Annotated in this window: 16 protein-coding genes; 8 read left to right on the top strand and 8 right to left on the bottom strand. The window is 68.9% G+C overall.

Annotated elements, in window-relative coordinates; genetic code table 11:
- Positions 1-32: 32 nt before the first annotated feature.
- On the top strand, positions 33-1,466 hold the full coding sequence (locus ACS5PN_RS09895; protein WP_439463786.1) for a C13 family peptidase: 1,434 nt from the start codon (positions 33-35) through the stop codon (positions 1,464-1,466).
- Here ACS5PN_RS09895 and ACS5PN_RS09890 read toward each other — a convergent pair whose 3' ends face one another.
- Positions 1,467-2,069 (bottom strand): hypothetical protein, encoded by a 603-nt coding sequence (locus ACS5PN_RS09890; RefSeq protein WP_439463785.1) that lies wholly within the window; start codon positions 2,067-2,069, stop codon positions 1,467-1,469.
- A gap of 101 nt (positions 2,070-2,170) precedes the next feature.
- Here ACS5PN_RS09890 and ACS5PN_RS09885 point away from each other — a divergent pair, with 101 nt between their 5' ends.
- Genes ACS5PN_RS09885 through ACS5PN_RS09875 form a run of 3 tightly spaced genes read left to right on the top strand, consistent with a single transcriptional unit; the run spans position 2,171 to position 3,839 of the window.
- Entirely contained in the window at positions 2,171-3,118 is a 948-nt protein-coding gene (locus ACS5PN_RS09885; RefSeq protein WP_439463784.1) for a helix-turn-helix transcriptional regulator, read from the top strand.
- A gap of 8 nt (positions 3,119-3,126) precedes the next feature.
- Positions 3,127-3,576 carry a GNAT family N-acetyltransferase gene (locus ACS5PN_RS09880; RefSeq protein ID WP_439463783.1) on the top strand — a complete coding sequence of 150 codons (450 nt, stop codon included), beginning with the start codon at positions 3,127-3,129 and terminating at the stop codon, positions 3,574-3,576.
- A gap of 20 nt (positions 3,577-3,596) precedes the next feature.
- The gene (locus ACS5PN_RS09875) at positions 3,597-3,839 is read left to right on the top strand and encodes a hypothetical protein (RefSeq protein WP_439463782.1); all 243 of its coding nucleotides are present in this window, start codon (positions 3,597-3,599) and stop codon (positions 3,837-3,839) included.
- 27 nt (positions 3,840-3,866) lie between these two features.
- Here the strand turns inward: ACS5PN_RS09875 and ACS5PN_RS09870 are convergent, their stop codons facing one another.
- The 3 genes from ACS5PN_RS09870 to ACS5PN_RS09860 all read right to left on the bottom strand — a co-directional run bounded on the left by ACS5PN_RS09870 (position 3,867) and on the right by ACS5PN_RS09860 (position 7,090).
- Positions 3,867-4,472 (bottom strand): M15 family metallopeptidase, encoded by a 606-nt coding sequence (locus ACS5PN_RS09870; RefSeq protein WP_439463781.1) that lies wholly within the window; start codon positions 4,470-4,472, stop codon positions 3,867-3,869.
- A 138-nt stretch (positions 4,473-4,610) separates the two neighbouring features.
- Entirely contained in the window at positions 4,611-5,510 is a 900-nt protein-coding gene (locus ACS5PN_RS09865; protein ID WP_439463780.1) for a LysR family transcriptional regulator, read from the bottom strand.
- Entirely contained in the window at positions 5,507-7,090 is a 1,584-nt protein-coding gene (locus tag ACS5PN_RS09860) for an ABC transporter substrate-binding protein (protein WP_439463779.1), read from the bottom strand. The genes ACS5PN_RS09865 and ACS5PN_RS09860 overlap by 4 nt, the downstream gene beginning before the upstream one ends.
- A 232-nt stretch (positions 7,091-7,322) precedes the next feature.
- On the opposite strand from ACS5PN_RS09860, the gene ACS5PN_RS09855 reads away from it, so the two are divergent.
- The 4 genes from ACS5PN_RS09855 to ACS5PN_RS09840 are packed head-to-tail and all read left to right on the top strand — an operon-like array spanning position 7,323 to position 13,612.
- A complete protein-coding gene (locus ACS5PN_RS09855; RefSeq protein WP_439463778.1) occupies positions 7,323-10,580 on the top strand; it encodes a hypothetical protein in 3,258 nt (1,085 codons plus the stop codon).
- Between the two features lie 25 nt (positions 10,581-10,605).
- The gene (locus ACS5PN_RS09850) at positions 10,606-11,490 is read left to right on the top strand and encodes an alpha/beta fold hydrolase (RefSeq protein ID WP_439463777.1); all 885 of its coding nucleotides are present in this window, start codon (positions 10,606-10,608) and stop codon (positions 11,488-11,490) included.
- Positions 11,490-12,563 carry a tartrate dehydrogenase gene (locus ACS5PN_RS09845; RefSeq protein WP_439463776.1) on the top strand — a complete coding sequence of 358 codons (1,074 nt, stop codon included), beginning with the start codon at positions 11,490-11,492 and terminating at the stop codon, positions 12,561-12,563. Before ACS5PN_RS09850 ends, ACS5PN_RS09845 begins: the two co-directional genes overlap by 1 nt.
- Positions 12,560-13,612 carry a homocysteine S-methyltransferase family protein gene (locus ACS5PN_RS09840; protein ID WP_439463775.1) on the top strand — a complete coding sequence of 351 codons (1,053 nt, stop codon included), beginning with the start codon at positions 12,560-12,562 and terminating at the stop codon, positions 13,610-13,612. The genes ACS5PN_RS09845 and ACS5PN_RS09840 overlap by 4 nt, the downstream gene beginning before the upstream one ends.
- Positions 13,613-13,675: 63 nt before the next feature.
- Here ACS5PN_RS09840 and ACS5PN_RS09835 read toward each other — a convergent pair whose 3' ends face one another.
- The 4 genes from ACS5PN_RS09835 to ACS5PN_RS09820 are packed head-to-tail and all read right to left on the bottom strand — an operon-like array spanning position 13,676 to position 17,299.
- Entirely contained in the window at positions 13,676-14,965 is a 1,290-nt protein-coding gene (locus ACS5PN_RS09835) for a tetratricopeptide repeat protein (RefSeq protein WP_439463774.1), read from the bottom strand.
- 53 nt (positions 14,966-15,018) lie between these two features.
- Complete coding sequence (locus ACS5PN_RS09830; protein WP_439463773.1) at positions 15,019-16,176, bottom strand: hypothetical protein; 1,158 nt, start codon at positions 16,174-16,176, stop codon at positions 15,019-15,021.
- Between the two features lie 17 nt (positions 16,177-16,193).
- Positions 16,194-16,703 carry a hypothetical protein gene (locus ACS5PN_RS09825; RefSeq protein WP_439463772.1) on the bottom strand — a complete coding sequence of 170 codons (510 nt, stop codon included), beginning with the start codon at positions 16,701-16,703 and terminating at the stop codon, positions 16,194-16,196.
- The gene (locus ACS5PN_RS09820; protein WP_439463771.1) at positions 16,700-17,299 is read right to left on the bottom strand and encodes an RNA polymerase sigma factor; all 600 of its coding nucleotides are present in this window, start codon (positions 17,297-17,299) and stop codon (positions 16,700-16,702) included. The genes ACS5PN_RS09825 and ACS5PN_RS09820 overlap by 4 nt, the downstream gene beginning before the upstream one ends.
- Positions 17,300-17,595: the final 296 nt, after the last annotated feature.

Below are 17,595 nucleotides of genomic sequence, written 5' to 3'. Positions count from 1 at the left end.
CTGCTCCATAGTTGGGGCAGAGAGGATGCGGGATGAACGAAGAAGCGCAGGCGCCGTCCGCAGTGGAAATGCCGGCGTCCAGGGGGCGCCTGGCCTGGCTGCACGAAGGCGCACGCGTGCTGGCGTTTCGCCTGCCGCGCTGGGAGGGCCTGGACGCCAAGCCGGCGACGGTGGCCGTGCTGCTGCTGGCGGGCTATCTGATCGCAATGGTCGTGCCGCGGGTCCTGCTGGGAGGATCGGTGCGCTTCCTGTGGCAAGGCCTTCTCAGCGGCTGGATGGGGACGGCCGTCGTGGCATGGCTGTGCTGGCTGGCGGCGAGGTCGGGCGCCAAGGCTGAGCGAGCTGACGCCGTGAGCACCGCCAACCTCTTTGCCGTCCTGCTGGGCGCGAGCCTGGCCCTGGGTCTGGGTGTTGGCATCGTGCTTCTGGGCCTGAGAGCCGTCCTGGGTCCGGGAAGTGAATGGCCCACCGCGCTGTCGTGGACCGCCTGGCTGGCGCCCCTGGCGTGGAATTGGCTGGCGCAATTGACCTTGCTGTGCCGGGTCGCCGGTCCGGGACTGCCGAGGCTGGTGTTGGCCTTGTTCCTTTTCGTCCCGCCGCTCGTCAGCGGCTGGCTGGCACCGGTGCACTTCTGGTGGCCCGAACCTCCGGCCGTTGAGGAGGCCGAGGCAGAAGTCGCCGAGATCGGGTTGCCGCTGACCGACGAGTCCATCGGCCAGCAAGCGCGGTTGTTCGACGCCGCGATGCGAGCGGTGAGCCCGCCGCGACGCGGGCGGGTCAACGTCTACGCACTGACCTATGCGCCCAATGCCTCGGAGGATGTCTTCATGCGCGAAAGCGCGGTCGTGGCGCGGACGATGCGCGAGCGTTTCGGTGCAGATGGCCACCTGATGGAGCTGGTGGCCAACCGCGCCACCAGCGATACCCTGCCGTGGGCCACGCCCGCGAATCTGCGCGGCGCCATCGCCCGCATGGCCGCGGTGATGGACCGCGACCGCGATGTCCTCTTCCTGCACCTGACCTCGCATGGCGGGCGCGACGGCAGGCTGGCCAACGACACCTGGCCCTTGAAGACCGAGCCCGTCACGCCCGAGCTGCTGAAGCGCTGGCTGGACGAGGCCGGTGTGCGCTGGCGTGTGGTCTCGGTGTCGGCCTGCTACTCGGGCAGCTGGATAGCGCCGCTGGCCGGTGACGGCACGCTGGTGATGACGGCCGCGGATGCCGAACACACCTCCTATGGCTGCGGCAAGCGCTCGGAGCTGACCTTCTTCGGCCGCGCCATGTACGAGGAGGCGCTGCGCAAGACCTGGTCCTTCACCGAGGCGCATGCCTGGGCCCGCCGGGTCATCGACACGCGGGAGAAGGAGGCGGGCAAGAGCGACGGCTACTCCAACCCGCAGATCAGCGAGGGCTCTGCCATCCGGCCGGTGCTGGAGCGGCTGGCCGAAGAGAGGCGCGCGCGCTGATCACGCCACGCGAGTCCAGTCCATCGACCAGTCCATCGCCCAGGTCTTGCCGCCGTCACGCGACGCCGCCTGCTGCCAGCGGCAGCTGCTGGGCGTGATGCGGTCCCAGACGCTGCGGTAGAGCACGGGTTTGCCGTCCTCTTCGGAGGCTTCCTGGAAGATGCCGGCGCCGCCTTCGAAGCTGCCGGGCAGGCCTTGCGCGCCCAGTTCTCCGGACGCGGCATTGACCCAGAAGTCCGACCACTGCGCCTTCTTCATGTCCAGCAGCCGCAGGCCCATGCCGCTGAACTGGCGCGCCGGGATGCGCAGCTCCTCGACGCTGCAGATGCCGGCCAGGATGGCGTGGACGGTGGCCTCGCCTTCAAAGACATCCCAGAAGTCACCGTTCGTGCCGGTGCGGCGCTTGTGGTTGAGGATCTTCCAGCGACCGGTCAGGAAATCGAAGTCACCAGGCTTGCCGCGCGTGCGGGTGGCGGGCAGAGCGGCGGTCATGGCCGGACCGGCCTGAGGTTCGGCAGGCGTTGCCGCGGCGGCGGTGCCGGCCAGGGTCATGGCTGCGGCGGCCTGCAGCAGTTGGCGGCGATCGGGGTCGGGAGTCGTCATGGGCATCCTTGTTGAACAGGGTGGGCGCATGGTGCTGGCCATAAGCTGACAATGCGCGTCATGTTTATTGACGGCACCTTGAGATGCGCGCCAGCCGGCTGTTGTCCATCCTGATCCTGCTGCAGCTGCGGCCGCAGATCACGGCGCCCGCGCTGGCGCGCGAGTTCGAGGTGTCGGTGCGGACCATCCTGCGCGACATCGATGAGCTGTCGGCCGCCGGCGTGCCCGTCTATGCCGAGCGTGGCCGCGGTGGCGGCTTCAAGCTGCGCGAAGGGTTCGCGACGCGGCTCAACGGCCTGCTCGGTGACGAGGCTCAGGCCCTGCCGCTGCTGGGCCTGCCGGGGGCCGCCAGCGAGCTGGGGCTGGGCGGCGCCTCGAAGCGGCTGAGGCTCAAGCTGCAGTCGGCCCTGCCGGGTGAGTCCGCCGCGCTGGCGGGGCGGCTGCAGGCACGGCTGCATGTGGACCCGCTGGACTGGTACCAGGGCGGCGAGCCGGCGGCGCATCTGCCGGCCCTGGCCCAGGCGGCGCTGGAATGCCGCGTCGTCGAGCTGGACTACTTGAGCTGGAAGGGCGAGCGGCATTGGCGCGCCGAGCCGCTGGGCGTCGTGCTCAAGGGCGGCAGCTGGTACGCCGTCGTGCGGGCCGGTGCGCGCACGATGACGCTGAAGGTTTCGAATGTGCAGGCGCTGAGCGTGGCCGACGAGAGCTTCGAGCGGCCCGCCGATTTCGACCTGGCCGGCTGGTGGCAGGCCTCGCTGCAGCGCTTCGAGCACGAGTTGCGCCCCCAGACCGCACTGCTGCGCGTGACGGCCGAAGGCAGGCGTCGCCTGGCCGAAAAGGGCAGCTATGCGGCCCAGGCGATCGCGGCGTCCAAGGTGGACAGGCAGGGCCTGGCGAGCGTCAGGCTGCCCATCGAGAGCCTGCAGCAGGCGGCGCGGCTGGTGCTGTCGCTGGCGCCCGAGGTCGAGGCGCTGGAGCCGCCCGAGCTGCGCGAGCAGATCGTGGCCTGGGGCTCGCAGTTGGCGCGGCGGCACAAGGCGCAGGCATAGTGGGCCGCATGCACATCGCCCTCGAATCACCCGACCAGCCCGACGTCATCGCCCTCATCACCGAGCTGGACGCCTACCAGGACTCCCTCTATCCACCCGAGGCACGGTATGCGCTGGACCTCAGCGTGCTGATCCAGCCCCATGTGCTGTTCGCTGTCGCGCGTGATGCTGCCGGGCAGGCCGTGGGCTGCGGCGCCATCGTTCTCGGTCCGGAGTTCGGCGAGCTCAAGCGCATGTTCGTCAGCCCGCGCGCCCGGGGCGGTGGCGTGGCGAGGCGACTGCTGGATCTGTTGGAGACCGAGGCCGCGGCCAGGGGTTGTCGAAACATCACGCTGGAGACCGGCCCCTATCAGCCCGAAGCCCTGGGCCTGTACGCGGCCTGCGGCTACCAGCGGTGCGGGCCCTATGGCGACTACGCCGACGATCCGCTGAGTGTCTTCATGCAGAAGTCTTTCTGACCCTCGACATGCAGGACTCCATGCGCGCCGTTGCGCTGATTTTCGGTGTCGTGCTGCTCGCCATTGCGGCGGTGCTGTTCGGTCAGCTGATGGCCGGCGAAAGCGAATGGGAATGGCCGGTCGCAGTCACGGTCGGGTTGTCAGGCCTGGTTGTGTTCATCGCGGGGTTGTTTACGCCGCAAGGGAAGCTGCTCAGGCCGGTCGAAGGCGACGGGGTTGACCTGCCCGAAGTGGAGTTGCCGGCTTTCGGTCCGGATGACTGAAGCGTGCCTGCGGCGTGGCAGCGCAGCTCAAAGCACCCGCGGCAGATCCCGCCTGACCGCCACGCGGTCGCCGAAATCGAAATGCCACCACTCGGTGGTGATGCCGTGAAAGCCGGCCTCGCGCATGGCCGCGCGCAGCCAGCCGCGCTCAACGAGGTGCTCGGGCTTCAGCGCGCCCTGGGCGAGGTGCTCGGCCTCATGGTCGGGGTGGGAGGCCAGCGTCATCTCGTCGAAGCCGCTGCCCATGTCGACCTCGCGGCCTTGCGGGTTCAGCAGGGTCAGGTCCACGGCCATGCCGAAACTGTGGATGGAACCGCGCTCGGGTTTGGCGAGATACATCGTCAACGGCGTGCCCTGCAGTTCGTCCCACAGGCGCTGCTGCACACGCTGGGGGCGCAAGGCGTCCAGCACCAGCAGGCGGTAGCCGGGGCGGCGCTCGGCCAGCCAGGCAGCGGCGTGCTCAAGGGCGTCCGCGGCCTCGCGGCGCAGCCAAGCGCAGTCGATGCCGGCGTAGACCGAGTGGCCGACAAAGTTGTCGGCCGTGGCATAGCGCAGGTCCACCGCGATGCCGTGTTGCAGTGTGTCCAGGCGCCGGAAGTCTGGGTGCGCGGCAATGTCTTCAATGCGAATCATGGCGAAGGGCAATTGAGCCCGCGTGAGCGGCCTGCGGGCATGTCGTGCATGACTGAGTGACTGCCGCGGAACCGGCTTTGCCGGGCCGCTGGCGGTGCCCCCTTGAGGGGGCGCGCGAAGCGCGTAGGGGGTGGGCCATCAAGGCAGTCTTGCCAGATGCTCGTGGGCGGCGGCGGTGATGAACTTGACCAGGCGGCGCGAAGCCTGGCCCAGCGGCGCACTGGCGGCGCTGAGCAGGAAGAGCTGTACCGGTACGGCGGGCAGCAGGGGGCGCACGCGGACCTTGCTGGCGTCGGCGCTCGCGGCGGTGAAGGGGTCCACGAGCGTCATGCCGACACCGGCTTCGACGAGGGCGCGCGCGAGCTGGTAGGTCTGCACGGTGATGCGGCTGGCCAGCGGCTGGCCCAGGGCCTCGCCGGCATGGTGGAGCAGGCCGGCCAGCGGGTCGTCGCTCTGCAGGCCGACGATCTCGGTGCGGATGTCGGCCAGGCCCAGCGGGCCTTCGCCCCGGGCCTCCGGGCTGCCGAGCGGGCACAGGGCCACCATGGTGCCGCTGGCGATGGCTTCGGCCTTGATGCCGGGGTGGCGCGGGTCCTGCAGCGACAGGGCCAGGTCGGCCTCGCCCAGCAGCAGGGCCGACACTATTTCTCGAGTGTGGTGGGTGGCCAGCGAGCAACTGGCGTTGGGATAGGCCTTGCACCAGGGCGTCATCGCCGCCGGCACGATGGCCATGGCCAGGGCCGGCGTGGCGACGAGGCGCACCTGCTCGCTTTCGCCACTCTTCAGGTTGGCGGCCAGGCGGCGGATGCCGACGAGATCGCGATTCAGCTTGTCGATCTCGACGAAAAGGCGCTGGGCTTCGGGCGTCGGAAAGAGCTTGCCGCGCACGCGGTCGAACAGCGGCATGCCGAGCTGCAGCTCACAGTGCTGCAGCACCTTGGTCACGGCCGGCTGCGAAATGTGCAGCAACTGGGCGGCACCGCTGATGGTGCCGGCCTGCATGATGGCGTGGAAGACCTCGATATGACGAAGTCTCATTTCCTGTAGACCCCTTCGAAATCGACGCTGCCATTCGGCGCCATCTTGAAGCCGACGACGTCCTTGCGGATGGGGATGTAGACGGTGGAGTGGGCCATGGTGATCCAGGGCCGCTCGTGCTTGAAGATCTCCTGGGCCTTCTCGTACATGGCGTTGCGCTTCTTCTGATCGGGCGTCGCGCGGGCTTCGTCGATGAGCTTCTCGAACTCGGCGTTGCAGAACTTGATGCCGCCCTTGCTGGTCGCGCAGCTCAGGTTGGGCGTCAGGAAGTCATCGGCGTCACCGGTCTCGCCGCTCCAGCCGCTCATGTAGACGTTGTGCTCGCCGTTGTTGGCGCGCTTGAGGTACTCGCCCCACTCATAGGTCTTGATGTTGGCCTTGACGCCGATCTTGGCCCAGTCCTGCTGGATCAGCTGCGCCATCAATTGGCCGTTGGGGTTGGTGGGCCGCGTGACGGGCAGGGCCCAGAGGTCGATCTCGAAGCCGTTGGGATAGCCGGCCTTGGCCAGCAGGGCCTTGGCCTTGGCGGGATCGAACTCGTTCTTCAGCTTCTTGTTGTAGCCGGGGATGGCCGGCGGGAAGGCGCTGACGGCCTGCATCGCATCGCCGCGCGGGAACAGGGCCTTGAAGATGGCGTCGCGGTCGACGGCGATGTCCAGGGCTTCGCGCACCTCGCGCTTGTCGGTCGGCGGCTTCTTCAGGTTGAAGCTCAGGTAGGAGATGTTGAGCGCCTGGATCTTCTCGATGCTGATATTGGGGTTGTTGGCCAGGCCGGCGATGTCGACATCGCGCAGGGCCGCCGTCACATGGCATTCGCCCGCGGCGATCTTCTGCACCCGCACATTGGGCTCGCGGCTGATGCTGAAGACCAGCATGGGCGTGGGCTGCTTGCCGCCCCAGTAGTCCGGGTGGGCCTCCATGCGCAGCACGTCATCCTTGGCATAACTTTTGAAGCGGAAGGGCCCCGTGCCGACCGGCTGCACATTGATCTGTGAGGCCTTGCCGTCCTTCAGCAACTGGGCGGCGTACTCGGCGGACTGGATGCCTGCCCAGGCGAAGGCGAAGTTTGCGACGAATGTCACATTGGGCTGACGAAGCCGGAAACGAATTGTGCGGTCGTCGATCTTGTCGATGCCCTCGATCACCTTGGCCAGGCCGAGGTTCTGCGGATAGATGAAATTTGCCGGAAACGCCTTGTTGAACGGGTGGTTGGGGTCGATGAATCGTTGAAAAGTAAACAGCACGTCATCTGCATTGAGGTCGCGGGATGGCTTGAACCAGGGGGTGCTGTGGAACTTCACGCCTTCCCGCAATTTGAAAATGAAGCTCTTCGCGTCGGGAGAGATTTCCCAGCTGGTGGCCAGCTTGGGAATCAATTCCGTCGTGGGTCGTTTGAAGCCGAGCAGGCCGTCAAACATCTGGGCGCCGACGATGTTGGTGCTAGCGCTGTCCCACATTCCTGGGTCAAAGCCCTCCGGACTGGCGTCTGCACAGTAGATCAGGGGCTTGCCCTGGGCCTGCGCCGAGGGCGCGCCGACGAGCGCGAAAAGGGTCAGCAGGGCGGCGTGCAGGGGCTTCATGACAGGGGGTTTTTCAGAGGAAGAACGGGCGGGAATTGTTTGGACCGCGACCCGTCGAGACAAGGGCAGCAAAGGTCGAATGACATAACCCAAACTTATACCCTCCGGCACCCCTAGTTCGTAACGTTTCGCCACGGTCCGGTCAACGGCTGCCTTCAGAATTCGCTCCGCCCCTAGGCCACCCCCCTAGTACCGAAGTGCAGCGACCCCCGCTGCAAAGGATTGCTTTGCCATGACCGACCCCCAACGCCGTAAGTTCCTGCAGTATTCAGCCGCCCTGGGCGGTGCCGTTCCCCTGGTCGGTTGTGGCGGTGGCGGGAACGAAGCCGCTGCGGCCACGCCGGACCTGCCGACGGCCGACCCCGCCCTCATCAAGCTGCCCAGCACGCCGGTCTCGCCGACGCCGGTTCCGCCTCCCGCGCCGGCCCCGACCCCAGCACCTGCGCCATCGCCCATCCCGGCCGCAACGGCAACGCTGGGCCTGTTCACTGGCGCGATGCAGTTCAGCCTGATCAGCGCCAAGTCGCAGACCAAGGCCCCCTTCTGCCTGGGCTTTGCCTTCAAGCGCGGTGACATCCCGGCCGGCAGCACCGTGGGTTCCAATCTGTCCGATCTGCAGGTCACGCCGCGCACGACCTGGCCCGACGGCTCGCTGAAGTTCGCGCAGATCGCCGGTTTCGCCGCGCTGACGGCCAACACCCTGACGACGGTGCGCCTGCGCCGCATTGCCGCCGACGCGCGAGTCATTTCGGCGTTGACGCTGGCCGACCTGAAGAAGACCGGCATCACGGCCGAGGTCGGTGCCGGCGCCCTGGGCACGGCCAGCTTCGGCGCGGCCGATTGGGACGCGCCGCTTTCGACCTGGGTCAGCGGCCCGCAGATGTCGTCCTGGGTGTTCCGCAAGCCGGTCGGCAGCGACGCCCACCTGACGGCGTGGCTGGAAGTGCGCCTGTACGCCGGCGGCGCCGTCGAGGTGCTGCCGTGGCTGGAAAACGGCTATCTGATGGTGGACGGTCCCACCAACAAGTCGGCCACCTACAGCTTCAAGATCAATGGCACGCAGCGCTTCTCGGCGGCCATCGACCTGCCCCACCACACCCGCACGCCGCTGATCAGCGGCACGGCCCTGTCCTATTGGCTGGCCGACGATCCGGGCGTCACGCCGCGCCACGACCTGGCCTATCTGCAGGCCACGGAGCAGGTGCCGACCTACAGCGCCCGTGTGGACGCCAACGCCGGTGTCGCCAAGGCCCTGGTGGCCACGTTCTCGCCGCTGGACAAGGGCAATTTCAACTATGACGGCGACAGCATGGCCGCGACGGGCTACCAGGAGCCCATCGGCCTGCTGCCGCAGCATGACGTGCTCTACCTGACCTCCGAGCACCCCAACACCTATGCCGCCGTGGTGCGCAACGGTTTTGCGTCGGGCCGCTGGTCCATCCACTACCGTGACGAAAAGACGCAGCGCCCCATCCGTTTCTCGCAGTACCCCAACCTCGTGCTGCATGGCGACAGCCGCGTCAACGACCTCGGCGGCTCCACGCGCAGCCAATACACACCCAAGCCCACCGGCACGCTGACGCCGCGCTGGGACTGTGCCCACAGCCCCTCGATCGGCTACATGGCCTATCTGGTGACCGGCCGCTGGTATTTCATGGAGCAGGTGCAGTTCGTCGCGACGCTGAACTATCTCGGCAAGTCCGACAACAGCATCATGCGGCGCGGTGCCCTGGGCCTGGTGCAGGCTTGTTTCGGCGGCTGGCAGACGCGCGCCTGCGCCTGGCAGTGGCGTGCCCTCACCCAGGCCCTGAACGTCACGCCGGACAACGACACCGCCCTGCGCCAGGAGTTCATCAACTCCGTGCAGTCCAACATCGACGACTTCCACAGCGTCTACGTGGCCCAGCCCAACAACCCCTTCGGCTGGATCCTGCCGGGCGAGGGCTACGACAACGAGATGCAGTCCGGCGCGCCCTGGCAGCAGGACTTCGTGACCGCCGCCTTCGGCTTCTCGCTGGCTTTGGGCCTGCCCCTCTCCACGGCCACAGCGTCCAAGCACGATGCTTTCTTCCGCTGGAAGGCGCGCAGCGCCGTCATGCGCCTGGGCCCGAAGACGGGCTTCTGGTACGTCAATCCCGCGCCCTACACCATGAGCATCACGCCCGTGGCCGTGCCCGACTATCTGGGCGGCAAGGGACCGTGGTATCCGACCGATGCCGCTGTCTATGCGGCGACCTATGCCAGCGTGCCGGCATGGCTGGGCAATCTCGAAGGCAAGCTGGCCGCCGAGTTCCTGCCCGGCGACCGCGCGGCCCTGGGCAATCTGACGACGGCCCTGGCCTACGCCGTCCGGCACGGCGTCAACGGCGCCGCGACCGCCTACCAGCGCCTGATCACGACCAGCAACTACCCTGCGCTGCGTGATGCCTTCAACGTCAACCCGGTCTGGGCCGTTTCGCCGGCCCGCATCACGCCGGCCTGGATGGCCAGCAAGGCGATCGGCGAATGGTTCGAGATTCCCGATACGGCGGGTGCCGGCGGCGCAGCCATCGACGCCTTCAGCGGCATGGCCATCAATGAGCTGACCAGCGAGATCCTCATCGCGGCGGCCGGCGGGCACAGCGACTCCGCCGACAACCGCGTGGTCTCCCTGTCCCTGGCGGCGGACACGCCGAGCTGGGTGACGCGCCTGGCTCCGAGCAAGACGGTGGCGCAGAACGTGGCCTATTACACCGATGGTCTGCCGTCGTCGCGCCACCTGTACAGCTCGCTGCACTTCGTGCCCCAGCTCAACCGGCTGATGCTGTTCGGCGCCTACGCCACCTACGGTTCCGCCTGGGCCTTCCCCAAGATCGACGGCTTCAACCTCGACACCAACAAATGGGACGCCGCCGGCACCTGGCCGGAGATGCCTTCGGGCCAATATGGCGCGACCGCGATCCGCTCGACCGGCGAGATCGTCAGCACCGGCCTGAACAAATGGTCGCCGGTGGACCGCAAGTGGACCGACCTGGCCGCCACCCGCATTGCCGACTCGGCGCGCTGGCCCATCGCCTTCGACGCGCGTCGCGGCCAGCTCTTCAGCCTGCAATGGGGTGACGGACAGGGCTTCGATCCGCAGCGCATGGTGTCCAGCCGCATCCCGCTGGGCAGCAACCAGCAGATCGCGGTCAGCTTCAACCCCAGCGCTGCCCTCACGCAATGGCTGGCCGAGAAGCCCACCTACGCGGCCCTCGATTACGACATGGACAACGACCGCTTCCTGTTCTACGGCGGCCAGGGCAACGCAGCCGGCCGGGTCTATGTCATCACGCCCAACGACTCCAATGTGTGGGACATGAGCCTGCTGAGCGTCGGCGCCGGCAGCGTGAAGATCGCCGCCACGCCGGACAGCGGCGTGCACAACCGCCTGCGCTACATCCCCGCCCTGCGTGGCTTCGTGCTGCTGGCACGCAGCAGCAGCAACCTGTACTTCATGCGCACAGCTTGAAGCTGAGCGGCAGAATCGGTCCACCATGTGGACCGACTTCCGACCGCTAACCGTTCAGCGAGACGGCGTCACGCTGTTCGCCCGCCAGGGCGGCCCGTCGGACTCCGGCAGGCCGCCCTTGCTGCTTCTGCACGGCCATCCGCAGACCATGGCCATGTGGCACCGCGTCGCACCGACGCTGGCGCGTGACCGCCGCGTCGTGCTGATGGACCTGCGCGGCTATGGCGACAGCGACCGTCCGCCGGCCGGTGAGGGCAGTGCGGCCTATGCCAAGCGCGAGATGGCCAAGGACGCCGTGACGCTGATGCAGTCCCTCGGCCATGAGCGCTTTGCCGTGCTGGCCCACGACCGTGGCGCGCGGGTGGCCCACCGCCTGGCGCTGGACCACCCGCAGGCCGTCACGCGGCTGCTGCTGCTCGACATCGCGCCGACCCTGGCCATGTACGAGGGCACCACCGAGGCCTTTGCGCGCGGCTACTGGCACTGGTTCTTTCTCATCCAGCCCGCGCCGCGGCCCGAGCGCCTCATCGAGGCCGACCCCGTCGCCTATCTGCGCGAGGGCATGGGCAGCAAGGGCGACTTCTTCGACAAGCGTGCCTGGGCCGAATACGAACGCTGCCTGCTGCGCCCCGGCTCTGCGGCAGCCGTCTGCGCCGACTATCGTGCCGGGGCCGGCATCGACCTGGCGCACGACCGCGCCGACCGGGCCGCCGGCCGGCGCGTCAAGCAGCCGCTGCGCGTGCTGTGGGGCGCCAAGGGCATCGTCGGAACCTGCTTCGAGCCGATGAAGCTCTGGCAGGCCGCAGCCGATGACGTGAGCGGCCGTGCGGTCGACAGCGGCCACTACATCGCCGAGGAAGTGCCCGACGTGGTGCTGGCCGAAGCCGCAGCGTTTTTTGGAGACGAGTGATGCAGAAGATTGCCGTGATCGCCGGGGACGGCATCGGCCAGGAAGTGATGCCCGAGGGCCTGCGCGTGCTGCGCGCGGTGGCCGAGCGCTTCGGCTTGCCGCTGCAGTTCGACGAGTTTGCCTTTGCCGACTGCCGCTACTACGAGCAGCACGGCCAGATGCTGCCCGACGACTGGAAGGACCAGATCGGCGGGCATGACGCCATCTTCTTCGGCGCCGTCGGCTGGCCGGCCACCGTGCCCGACCATGTCAGCCTGTGGGGCTCGCTGCTGAAGTTCCGCCGCGAGTTCGACCAGTATGTGAACCTGCGCCCGGCCCGCCTGCTGCCCGGCGTGCGCTCGCCACTGGCGGGGCGCTCGCCTGGCGACATCGACATGTGGATCGTGCGCGAGAACACCGAGGGCGAATACTCCAGCGTCGGCGGTCGCATGTACGCCGGCACCGAGCGCGAGATCGTGCTGCAGGAGACGGTCATGAGCCGCATCGGCATCGACCGCGTGCTGCGCTTCGCCTTCGAGCTGGCCGCCGCGCGGCCGCGCGCCAAGCTCACGTCCGCCACCAAGAGCAATGGCATCGCCATCACCATGCCCTACTGGGACGAACGCGTCGAGGCCATGGCGGCCCAGTTCCCCGGCGTGGCCGTCGACAAGTTCCACATCGACATCCTCTGCGCCCACTTCGTGCAGAAGCCTCAAGCCTTCGACGTCGTCGTGGCGAGCAATCTGTTCGGCGACATCCTGTCCGACCTCGGCCCGGCCTGCACCGGCACCATCGCCATCGCGCCATCGGCCAACCTGAACCCGACGCGCGAGTGGCCCAGCCTGTTCGAGCCGGTGCACGGCTCGGCGCCCGACATCGCGGGGAAGGGCATCGCCAACCCCATCGGCCAGATCTGGGCCGGCGCCATGATGCTGGACTTCCTGGGCCACCGCGCCGCCCACGACGCCGTCATGGCGGCCATCGAGGCGGTGCTGGCCGACCCGGCCGCGCCAAAAACTCCCGACCTGGGCGGCCAGGCCTCATGTACCCAACTGGGTGAGGCCATTGCCAAGGCTGCGAAAATCGCCGCATGAAGTCCATCGCCTACACCCGTGCCCAAGGCCTGCCGGCCATCCTCCAGAACCGCATTGCCGTGCTGGACGGCGCCATGGGCACCATGATCCAGCGCTACAAGCTCGGCGAGGCCGACTACCGCGGCGAGCGCTTCAAGGACCATCACAAGGACCTGAAGGGCAACAACGAGATGCTGATGTTCACGCGGCCCGACGTGCTCAGCGAGATCCACGAGCAATACCTGGCCGCCGGCGCCGACCTCATCGAGACCAACACCTTCGGCGCCACCTCCGTGGCCCAGGAGGACTACGACCTCGCCGGGCTGGCTTATGAGATGAACGTCGAGGCCGCCAAGCTGGCCCGCGCCGCCTGCGACAAATACTCGACGCCCGACAAGCCCCGCTATGTCGCCGGGGCGCTGGGCCCGACGCCGCGCACGGCCTCCATCAGCCCCGACGTCAACGACCCCGGCGCTCGCAACGTCGATTTCGACACGCTGCGCGCGGCCTACTACGAGCAGGCCAAGGGCTTGCTGGAGGGCGGCTGCGACCTCTTCCTCGTCGAGACCATCTTCGACACGCTGAACGCCAAGGCCGCCATCTTTGCGCTGGACGAGCTGATGGAAGACAGCGGCGAGCGCCTGCCCGTCATCATCTCGGGCACGGTGACCGACGCCTCCGGCCGCATCCTGTCCGGCCAGACGGTGACGGCCTTCTGGCACTCGGTGCGCCATGCACGACCCATCGCCATCGGCCTGAACTGCGCTCTGGGCGCGACGCTGATGCGGCCCTATATCGAGGAGCTGTCCAAGGTGGCCGGCGACGTGGCGGTCAGCTGCTACCCCAACGCCGGCCTGCCCAACCCCATGAGCGACACCGGCTTCGACGAGACGCCGGACGTGACGGCACGCCTGGTGGGTGAGTTCGCCCAGGCCGGTTTCCTGAACATCGCCGGCGGCTGCTGCGGCACGACCCCCGACCACATCGCGGCCATCGCCAAGGCCGTGTCGGCCTACAAGCCGCGCGTCAGCGGCGAGAAGTTCTTCAGCCAGATGCTCACGGCGGCTTGACCGCCGCTTGTTCAGACCTTGCGGCTTGACCGCCGCTTCCCCAGGCCTGGCGGCCTGAGCCTTTCAGCTGTCGGTCTGATCTCGGCGGCGCAGCAGCAGCCACAGGCTGACCAGCCCTCCCATCGCCCCCAGGGCCGCCGTCACTGCGGTCAGCACGAGGCGCAGCGGGCCGTGCATGCCACGCGAAGGTGCCACGGCGTAGACGCCCCAGGCGCCGATCAGCGCGAGAGGCCAGCTCAGCCACTGGACCTGGGAACGTTCGAAGCTGCCCAGCAGCAGGGGCGACAGCAGGTTGAGCGCACCCAGCCACAGCGCCGCTTGAACCAGGCCTGAAGCCGCCTGGCTGCCGGTTGCACCAGCCTCAGTCTCGGCATGGGCGGCCTGGCCCGCGCGCGCGCGCCGCCGACGTTCTGACAGCAGGGCCACCAATTGCCCCGGCTCCGCCATGCGTGCGGCGAGGGCGGCGGACTCCTGCTGCTGGCCCGGCAGCATGACCGCGCCTGCCGCCTCCGCCACGCCGCGCTGATGCGCCAGCCGCATCAGCGCGTCCGCGGCCATCCAGTCCTGCGGGACGGCATTGCCGCGCCGATACGCCATGGCCAGCAGGAAGGCTGCCTGGCCGTGGCCTCCCTCGGCCGCGCGAGCCAGCCAGCGCAGGCACTGCCGCTGGTCCTGAGGCCGTCCGTCGCCGCGCTCGTAGCAGGCGCTCAGCAGGAAGGCCGCCTCGGCATGGCCCGTCTGCGCGGCCTTCTCGTAGGCGTCGGCCGCCTTCAGCGCGTCGCGCTGCCCCAGGGCGCCGCTGATGTGCATCTGACCCAGCAGCAGCCAGGCCTCGGCGTCTCCCGCGTCGGCCTTGCGCTGCAAGCCCGCGATGTCGAAGCCGGCGTTCGCGGAGGGCTCCGGGGGTGTGGTGTCCGGGCTGCCCGACCGCCATTGCGCAAGGCGCCGGTCCAGCACCGGCCTGAGCAGGTCGAAGTTGGCCCAGGTGTCAGGCACGCTGCAGATGTCGTCGGCGTCATGGCCGGTGCTCGGGATCTGCTTGTCGAAGGCCTGGGCGTAGTCGTCGTAGAAACGCCGGCCGTAATAGTGCGATGCGAAGGCATTGCCTTCGGCGTTGAAGTCGGCGTCCGTCAGCTTGCCATCGCAAAGCCGGGACAGGAACTGGCCTCCCGTGATCTCGCGCGCCCTGAGCCGGGCAGTCTCGGACGCGCGGCGGCTCCCACCTTCATCGTCGCGCCCCAGGCCGCTGAGTACCGCCCAGGCCAGGTACATGCCAATATGCGTGTGGGCCGCCGCCTTGTCGAGGTCGGTCTCGAAATTGAGAAAGAAGTACTCCGAGTCGTCGTATTTCATGCGGGACACAGCGCGGCGGCAACCGCGCGAGTGTGCCGCGTATCAGGGGCGCTTCAAGAGGCTTTGGGCGCGCTCGCCGCCGGCCTGGCGCTGCGGCGCGTGCCGTCGCTGTAGTCGGCAGGCGGCTTCATCAGGGCCGGGTCGGGCTCGCCGCGCTTGATCTTCTCGAGCCGGTAGTTCTGCTCGCCCTGGCGCGGGTCGGCGTCGCGGCTCTGCACCGTCAACCCCAGCTCGGGGCTGCGCCAGACCTCGCGGCTGATGACGATGGGTTTCTCGTTGCCGATCTTGCCGGCCTCGATGGTCCAGGTCGTGCGCTCGCCGCTGACCTTGACGCCTTCGATCTCCTTGGCCGCCAGCGCCGTCGTCGTGCCGCCCTCGCGCGGCAGCATGGGGCCGGGCAGCAGCAGCGGGACCGGCGGCACGGGTGGCACCGGTGCCGTCAGCGGCGAGGGCGGCGTGGGCATGGTCGGCGGGGCGGGCAGTTCGCTGGCGCGGATGACACGCAACTCACGGCGACGCTCGGGAGCGCTGGCGCCCGGCACGGGCGGCACCGGCGGCACGACGACTTCCTGCTCGATGACGATGCCCGGCTCGCCGGCCATGGCCCGGGCGCGCACGCGTTCGGCGTCGACGCTGCGGGCCCGTTCGGCCACGCGGGCGCTCCATTCCTTCCAGCGCGCGGCCTGCTCCTTCATGCGCTCGCCCCAGTCACGCATCGAGGCCTCCCAGGCCGCCTGCGCGGCGGCGTCGCCACCCTGGGCCCAGCTGGCGCTGCCGCGCAGGCGCTGCACGCGCTTCTGGTCGGGATAGATGACCCAGGCCTCCTTGGCCACCGGGTCGTTCAGGTAGACGACCTTGGGGCCGCCTTCGCGCTGCACCTCGCGCCGCGTGCGGCCCTCGCCGTCGCGGCAGAGCTGGCTCTGCTGCTTGCGCACGATGCGGTTGCCGTCGCCCAGGGTCTGCACGTTCTCATGCACGGCCGTCGCGCAGTAGGGCGCGCCCTTGACGACGCGCTCGCCCTCCAGCTCGCGGCCGGCAAAGGCCAGGGCTTGGTCGCCCAGGGCGATGCGCACCGGCAGGTCGGATAGGGCCAGCTGCACGCTGCGCTCCACCTCGCGTTCGATGTCGCGCTCGTTGAGCCGGTCGGCCTCCAGCGCGGTGGCCGAGGCGGCAATGGCCAGCAGCGTCAGGGCGGTGAGGGGTTGCTTCATGTCGTTCTCCGTCGTGTTCAGTTCAGGATGCGCACGGCCAGCACCTGGCCGTTCGGGTTCAGCATCAGCTCGGCATGCACGGTCTCGTCGGCGCGCGCGGCGTCGAAGGGCAGGCCCAGCAGGGCCAGGCGCTCGCGCGGCAACTCGGTGGGCTGCAGCCAGACCGCGGCGTTGCGGCCGGCCTCCAGGGCCTGGCGGAATTCAGGCTCGGGCACCAGCGGAATGAAGCCGCTGCCGCTCGGGGCCGCCCGGGCGGTCTGGGTGCCGGGCGGGTCCAGCAGCAGCATGGTGGTCAGCAGCAGCGCCGCCGTGGCGCCGAGGGCGCCACCGCCCCAGGCCAAGCGGCGCAGCCAGCGCGGCTCGTGGGTCTCTGCCGTCGCGGCGGCAAGGCGGCGGGCGCGCTGCAGGTGCTGCTGTTCGGTCAGGCGGGCCAGCAGGGCGGCGTCTTGCGCGGCATCAGGCTGCAGGCGCGCGAAGTCGGCGCGGGCGGCGGCCAGCCAGGCCGGGGTGTCGTTGGGGTTGCTCATGGTCGTTCTCCCATGGCCAGCAGGTCGGCCAGGCGCTGGCGGGCGCGGTGCAGGCGGCTGCGCAGCGTGTCGGTGCTGATGCCGGCGATGGCGGCGGCGTCCTCGTAGCTGCGCTCCTGCAGGTCCACCAGCACGATGGCCTCGCGCTGCGGCCAGCTCAGGGACCGGATGGCGGCCCACAGGCCATCCTGCTGCTGGACCTGGTTCAGCCGGGCATCGCTGGCCGGCATGGGGTCGGCGTTTTCGTCGGCGTCCAGGGATTCGTCCAGCGGGATGTGGCGTCGCGCATCGCGCCACTGGTTCAGCAGTTGGTGGCGGGCCATGCCGGCCAGGTAGGCGCCCAGCGAGCCGCGCCCGGCGTCGAAGGCTTGCGGTCCGCGCAGCAGCTGGGCAAAGGCCTCCTGAACGGCGTCCAGGGCCGTCGCCTCGTCGCCGGCCAGGGCCAGCGCATAGCGATAGACCGATCCGCTTTCGCGCCGGTAGACCAGGGCCAGGGCCTCGGCATCGCCGTCGGCCACGCGGGCCAGCAGCGCGGCCTCGTCGCCGAGGGCGGACGCAGCCGGCGCGACAAAGCCGAGGCGGGTGAGCCAGCTCATGTCGGGGAGCATGGGGAAAAGGCCTGCAGGACTTGCATGGTCCTATTGAGCGCGACGAGACCTGGTCGTTACTCAGGACAAACCCGTCGTCACTTCCGGCACGGGCGGCGTCCTTGCTCAACCCTGCATCTCGGGGTGTCGGAGCGCTTTACGGCGGCGCCCGCAGTCCAGCGGCTCCAGGGCGGAGAGCTGGCTCCCGTGAGGGCCAAGTTGTTGATTCATTTTGAACTAGGGGGGTATCTCGCGAAGCTAGGGGGTGGGTGGCCCGCAAATTGCGTCCTGCCCCTTCCGGAGGA

Origin of the sequence: Roseateles sp. NT4 (assembly GCF_051857475.1) — a bacterium.
In the GTDB taxonomy this organism is placed as follows: domain Bacteria; phylum Pseudomonadota; class Gammaproteobacteria; order Burkholderiales; family Burkholderiaceae_C; genus Pelomonas.
This window is presented reverse-complemented; position numbering and strand designations above follow the sequence as displayed.

What these genes read in the sequence shown, in the direction of transcription:
- ACS5PN_RS09895 (WP_439463786.1), top strand. Translation starts at nt 33, where the DNA reads ATGAACGAAGAAGCGCAGGCGCCGTCCGCAGTGGAAATGCCGGCGTCC.
- ACS5PN_RS09890 (WP_439463785.1), bottom strand. Translation starts at nt 2,069, where the DNA reads ATGACGACTCCCGACCCCGATCGCCGCCAACTGCTGCAGGCCGCCGCA.
- ACS5PN_RS09880 (WP_439463783.1), top strand. Translation starts at nt 3,127, where the DNA reads ATGCACATCGCCCTCGAATCACCCGACCAGCCCGACGTCATCGCCCTC.
- ACS5PN_RS09875 (WP_439463782.1), top strand. Translation starts at nt 3,597, where the DNA reads ATGCGCGCCGTTGCGCTGATTTTCGGTGTCGTGCTGCTCGCCATTGCG.
- ACS5PN_RS09870 (WP_439463781.1), bottom strand. Translation starts at nt 4,472, where the DNA reads ATGATTCGCATTGAAGACATTGCCGCGCACCCAGACTTCCGGCGCCTG.
- ACS5PN_RS09865 (WP_439463780.1), bottom strand. Translation starts at nt 5,510, where the DNA reads ATGAGACTTCGTCATATCGAGGTCTTCCACGCCATCATGCAGGCCGGC.
- ACS5PN_RS09860 (WP_439463779.1), bottom strand. Translation starts at nt 7,090, where the DNA reads ATGAAGCCCCTGCACGCCGCCCTGCTGACCCTTTTCGCGCTCGTCGGC.
- ACS5PN_RS09855 (WP_439463778.1), top strand. Translation starts at nt 7,323, where the DNA reads ATGACCGACCCCCAACGCCGTAAGTTCCTGCAGTATTCAGCCGCCCTG.
- ACS5PN_RS09850 (WP_439463777.1), top strand. Translation starts at nt 10,606, where the DNA reads ATGTGGACCGACTTCCGACCGCTAACCGTTCAGCGAGACGGCGTCACG.
- ACS5PN_RS09845 (WP_439463776.1), top strand. Translation starts at nt 11,490, where the DNA reads ATGCAGAAGATTGCCGTGATCGCCGGGGACGGCATCGGCCAGGAAGTG.
- ACS5PN_RS09840 (WP_439463775.1), top strand. Translation starts at nt 12,560, where the DNA reads ATGAAGTCCATCGCCTACACCCGTGCCCAAGGCCTGCCGGCCATCCTC.
- ACS5PN_RS09835 (WP_439463774.1), bottom strand. Translation starts at nt 14,965, where the DNA reads ATGAAATACGACGACTCGGAGTACTTCTTTCTCAATTTCGAGACCGAC.
- ACS5PN_RS09830 (WP_439463773.1), bottom strand. Translation starts at nt 16,176, where the DNA reads ATGAAGCAACCCCTCACCGCCCTGACGCTGCTGGCCATTGCCGCCTCG.
- ACS5PN_RS09825 (WP_439463772.1), bottom strand. Translation starts at nt 16,703, where the DNA reads ATGAGCAACCCCAACGACACCCCGGCCTGGCTGGCCGCCGCCCGCGCC.
- ACS5PN_RS09820 (WP_439463771.1), bottom strand. Translation starts at nt 17,299, where the DNA reads ATGAGCTGGCTCACCCGCCTCGGCTTTGTCGCGCCGGCTGCGTCCGCC.